This window comes from Methylibium sp. T29, assembly GCF_000576205.1.
GTDB lineage: Bacteria > Pseudomonadota > Gammaproteobacteria > Burkholderiales > Burkholderiaceae_C > Methylibium > Methylibium petroleiphilum.
The window spans coordinates 1-4,065 of the sequence record NZ_AZND01000276.1 but is presented as its reverse complement, the minus strand read 5'-3'; the positions used below and the strand labels follow the sequence as shown (position 1 = coordinate 4,065).

The window sequence follows — 4,065 nt, the reverse complement described above, 5'->3', positions numbered from 1 at the left end:
CCCCGCCGAACGTGGCTGCAGCGCCCGACCCGGCCGTGCTCGGGGCCTGGCGCATCGAGCAGGCCCGCAGCGAGCCGTTGCTCGACCGCAGCGCGGCCCGCGTCGACTTCGGCCCCGACGGCCAACTGGCCGGCAACGGCAGCTGCAACACGCTGCGCGGTCGCTACACGCTCACCGGCAACACGCTGAAGATCGGCCCCATCGTCACCACGCGCATGGCTTGCGCCACCCAGGCCATGGAGCAGGAGGACCGCGTGCTCACGGCGCTGGAGCGCGCGGCCAGCGCGCGCGTGCCGCCACACGGCTTCCTGACGCTGGCCGATGCCGACGGCGCGGTGCTGCTGCGCGCATCGCGCATCGACGCCAAGCCCTGAACGTCCGCGCCGGACTCAGGCCGCCGCGGGCCGCCGTCCGGCGAGCAGCAGCACCACGCCGACCAGCACCACGCCGGCCGCGGCCCACTCGTAGCCGCTGACGGTTTCACCGCCGAGCCACACGCCGAGCAGCAGCGCGATCACCGGGTTCACGAAGCAGTAGCTCGACGCCAGCCCCGGCGACGCCTTCGCGAGCAGCAGCATGTAGGCGTTGAAGGCGATCAGCGACCCGAACACCACCAGGTAGAGCCAGGCCGCCAGGGCCAGTGGTGCCGGCGCCCCCTGGCGAGCGAACGTGGCGTATTCGCCATGCAGCGCGGCCATCGCCAGCAGCACCACGCCACCGCACAGCATCTCGCTCGCGAAGCCCATCGCGCCGGGCGCCAGCGGCGTGCGGCGCTGGCTCAGCAGGCTGCCGGCGGTCCAGGTGAGGCAGGCCAGCGCGATCGCCGCCAGGCCGGACGTCGAGGCCTGGAAGCCGGCGCCCCGGGTCAGCATCAGCACCCCGGCCAGGCCGATGGCGATGCCGGCCGCCTCGAGCCGGCTCGGGAACACGCGCCACAGCATCAGGCCGGCCGCCATCATCACCGGCACCACGGCGATGAAGGCGACCACGAGGCCGGAGCCCACGCTCTGCTCGGCATAGGCGGTGCCGCCCATGCCGCCGCCCAGCATCAGCGCGCCGACCAGCAGTGCGTGCCGCCACTGCCGGGCGCTCGGCCACGGCACCTGCTTCACCCAGCGCATCCACGCCGCCAGCAGCGCGCCGGCGACGAGGAAGCGCGAGCCCATCTGCAGGAAGGGCGGGAAGCTGACCAGCGCGAACTTGATCGCAAGGTAGGTCGAGCCCCAGACCAGCCAGGTGGCGGCGAGGCAGGCGAGCACCAGCGGCGACAGCGCAGGGTGCGGTGGGCTCAGGGGAGGGGCCAGCGAACTCATGCGCAGATGCTAGGGAGCGGCGCGCGGGGGTTGAAGAGAGCAATCAAGGAAAGACGGCGTCGCGGCCTTCGATTCGCAGGAAAATCGCGTGCTAGGCTTCATCATGTCCGCCGCGATGAGTCTCGACGCCTACGACACGCGCATCCTGGCCGAACTGCAGGCCGAGGCCCGGCTGAGCATGGCCGAGCTGGGCCGGCGCGTCCACCTGAGCCAGCCCGCCGTGACCGAGCGCGTGCGCAAGCTCGAGGCGGCCGGCGTCATCACCGGCTACCGCGCCACGGTCAACCTGCAGGCGCTGGGCTACGGCATCCGCGCGATGATCCGCGTGGGCCGCGCCGAGTACGCACGCGTGGTGAAGCTGGTGCAGCAGACGCCCGAGGTCATCAATGCCTACAACGTGACCGGCGAGGACAGCTGGATCCTCGAGATCGCCGTGATCGACGTGGCGCATCTCGACGCGGTGGTCACCAGGTTCTGCATCCTCGCCGAGACCTCGACCGCCATCATCCTCAACCCCGCGCGCGAGCACCAGCCGATGCTGCCGCCGCGCCGCGAGGACGTGAAACCCCCGATCAGGAAAGTGGAGAACGCATGAGCGGCCCGGCCCCCGAATTTGCAGTTTGCGACCTGTGCGACGCGCACAAGAACGACACCGACGGCGCCTTCCGCGTGCTGCCGCCGGTGTTCCACAGCTACGGCGGCGTCGCCAAGTTCGCCGGGCCGGTGAGCACGGTGAAGTGCTTCGAGGACAACAGCCTGGTGAAGCTCGCGCTCGACGAACCCGGCCAGGGCCGCGTGCTGGTGGTCGACGGCGGCGGCTCGCTGCGCCGCGCGCTGGTCGGCGGCAACATCGGCGCGGCCGCCGCGAAGAACGGCTGGGCCGGCGTGCTGGTGAACGGGTGCGTGCGCGACGCGGCGGAGCTGGCGGCCAGCGCGGTGGGCATCCGCGCGCTGGCGCTGATGCCGCTGCCGACCGAGAAGCGCAACGAGGGCCAGCGCGACGTGGCGGTGCAGGTGCAGGGCGTGTGGGTGCAGGTGGGAGACTGGCTGTATGCCGATGAAGACGGCGTCGTCGTGATGCCGTCGCCGGCCGGTTGAGCGCGATCGCCTGCCGCAGGGCCGCTGCCCCGTGACCGAGCCCAGCCCCGCGTCGCTGCTCGGACCCCGACCGCCCGCGCCCTGGCTGGGCGAGTGGTGGCCGCGCCTGCGGCCCTGGGTGCTCACGACACTGGCCATGCTGCTGGCGGGTGCCGTGGCGCTGGCGCTGCAGGGCCTGCTGCGCGAGGTGCGCTATGCCGACGTGATGGCCGCGATGCACGCCACGCCGCCGTCGGACATCGCGTTCGCGCTGCTCGCCACCGCGGCGAGCTATCTCGCGCTGGCCGGGTACGACGCGTCGGCGCTGGTCTATGCAGGCGCCAGGGTCGGGCGCAGCACGGTGCTGCTGACCTCGTTCGTCGCCTACGCGCTGGCCAACACCATCGGCCTCGGCCCGCTCACCGGCGGCGCGGTGCGGATGCGGCTGTACGCCGCGGCCGGACTGGCGCCGCCGCAGATCGCGCGGGTGATCGCCTTCAACGCTGCCGCGTTCACGCTGGGCATCACCGCCTTCGGCGCGCTCGGGCTGCTGTGGGGGGCCGACGACGTGGCGTCGCTGCTGCACACGCGACCAGGAGGCTTGCGCGCCGGCGCCGCGGTGCTGCTGCTGGCGCTGGCTGTCTTCCTGGGGCTGTGCCTGCGGCAGCGCACGCTGAGCGTGGGCCCGCGCTGGACGCTGCGGCTGCCGTCGGCGGGCCTGGCGTTGCGCCAGCTGGTGATCTCGGCGCTCGAGCTCGGCGCGTCGGCCGCGGCACTGTGGTTCCTGCTGCCCGACGACCGCATCGCGCTGCCGACCTTCATGGCCTTCTATGCCATCGCGATCACGGCCGGCATCCTGAGCCATGTGCCAGGCGGCGTGGGCGTGTTCGAGGCGGTGATGCTGCTGGCCAGCGGCGCGCACGTGCCGACCGAGGCGATGCTGGGCGCCTTGCTGCTCTACCGAGGTCTCTACTACGTGCTGCCGCTGGTGCTCGCCACGGCGCTGCTGGCGTCCTACGAACTGCGCTCCGGCGTGGCCGCGCCGGTCGGCCGTCTGGCGGTGCGCCTCAGTCCTCGGTTGATGGCTGCGCTGACGCTGGTGGCCGGCCTGTGGCTGCTGGTCTCGGGCGTCACGCCGGTGACCGAGGATGCGCGGCAGATCCTCGCAGCGCTCGACCTGCCGCTGCCGCTGATCGAGGCCTCGCATTTCCTCGGCAGCGTCGCCGGCCTGGGGTTGCTGCTGGTCGCGCGCGGGCTGCTGCACCGGCTCGACGCGGCCTGGTGGGCGGCGCTGGTGCTGGCGGTCGTGGCGGCGGTGCTGGCGCTGCCCAAGGGCATTGCGCTGCACGAGGCGGCGCTGCTGTCGACGCTGGCGCTGCTGCTGCTGATCTCGCGCCGGCAGTTCGACCGCCGCTCCTCGCTGTTCGCGCAGCGTCTCGAGCCCGGGTGGCTGCTGGCGTTGGGCGGCGTGATCGCCGCCTGCGCGTGGGTGCTGTTCTTCGCCTACCAGGAGGTCGCCTACAGCAACCGGCTGTGGTGGCAGTTCGAGCTCGACGCGCATGCGCCGCGCTCGCTGCGCGCGCTGATGGGCGTGGCACTGATCGGCCTGGCGTTCGGCCTGTGGCAGTTGCTGCGCCCGCCGGCTGGCGGCGCGGCGCCGGCCACGGCCGAGGAG

The 4,065-nt window shown here is 72.8% G+C and carries 5 protein-coding genes; 4 read left to right on the top strand and 1 reads right to left on the bottom strand.

The window, feature by feature from the left end:
• Positions 1–374: META domain-containing protein (locus x551_RS19300; protein ID WP_036250321.1), on the top strand; the 374-nt coding region annotated here is incomplete at its 5' end.
• A gap of 15 nt (positions 375–389) precedes the next feature.
• Here the strand turns inward: x551_RS19300 and x551_RS19295 are convergent.
• On the bottom strand, positions 390–1,313 hold the full coding sequence (locus tag x551_RS19295) for an EamA family transporter (protein ID WP_036250315.1): 924 nt from the start codon (positions 1,311–1,313) through the stop codon (positions 390–392).
• 103 nt (positions 1,314–1,416) lie between these two features.
• Between x551_RS19295 and x551_RS19290 the strand changes: the two genes are divergently transcribed.
• The 3 genes from x551_RS19290 to x551_RS19280 all read left to right on the top strand — a co-directional run.
• A complete protein-coding gene (locus tag x551_RS19290) occupies positions 1,417–1,908 on the top strand; it encodes an Lrp/AsnC family transcriptional regulator (protein ID WP_036235574.1) in 492 nt (163 codons plus the stop codon).
• The gene (rraA, locus tag x551_RS19285; RefSeq protein ID WP_036250313.1) at positions 1,905–2,411 is read left to right on the top strand and encodes a ribonuclease E activity regulator RraA; all 507 of its coding nucleotides are present in this window, start codon (positions 1,905–1,907) and stop codon (positions 2,409–2,411) included. The genes x551_RS19290 and rraA overlap by 4 nt, the downstream gene beginning before the upstream one ends.
• Positions 2,412–2,442: 31 nt before the next feature.
• Positions 2,443–4,065: lysylphosphatidylglycerol synthase domain-containing protein (locus tag x551_RS19280; protein WP_161728086.1), on the top strand; the 1,623-nt coding region annotated here is incomplete at its 3' end.

Excerpts from the sequence above, each read along its gene's own strand:
- x551_RS19290 (WP_036235574.1), top strand. The coding sequence starts at position 1,417 with ATGTCCGCCGCGATGAGTCTCGACGCCTACGACACGCGCATCCTGGCC.
- rraA (WP_036250313.1), top strand. The coding sequence starts at position 1,905 with ATGAGCGGCCCGGCCCCCGAATTTGCAGTTTGCGACCTGTGCGACGCG.
- x551_RS19295 (WP_036250315.1), bottom strand. The coding sequence starts at position 1,313 with ATGAGTTCGCTGGCCCCTCCCCTGAGCCCACCGCACCCTGCGCTGTCG.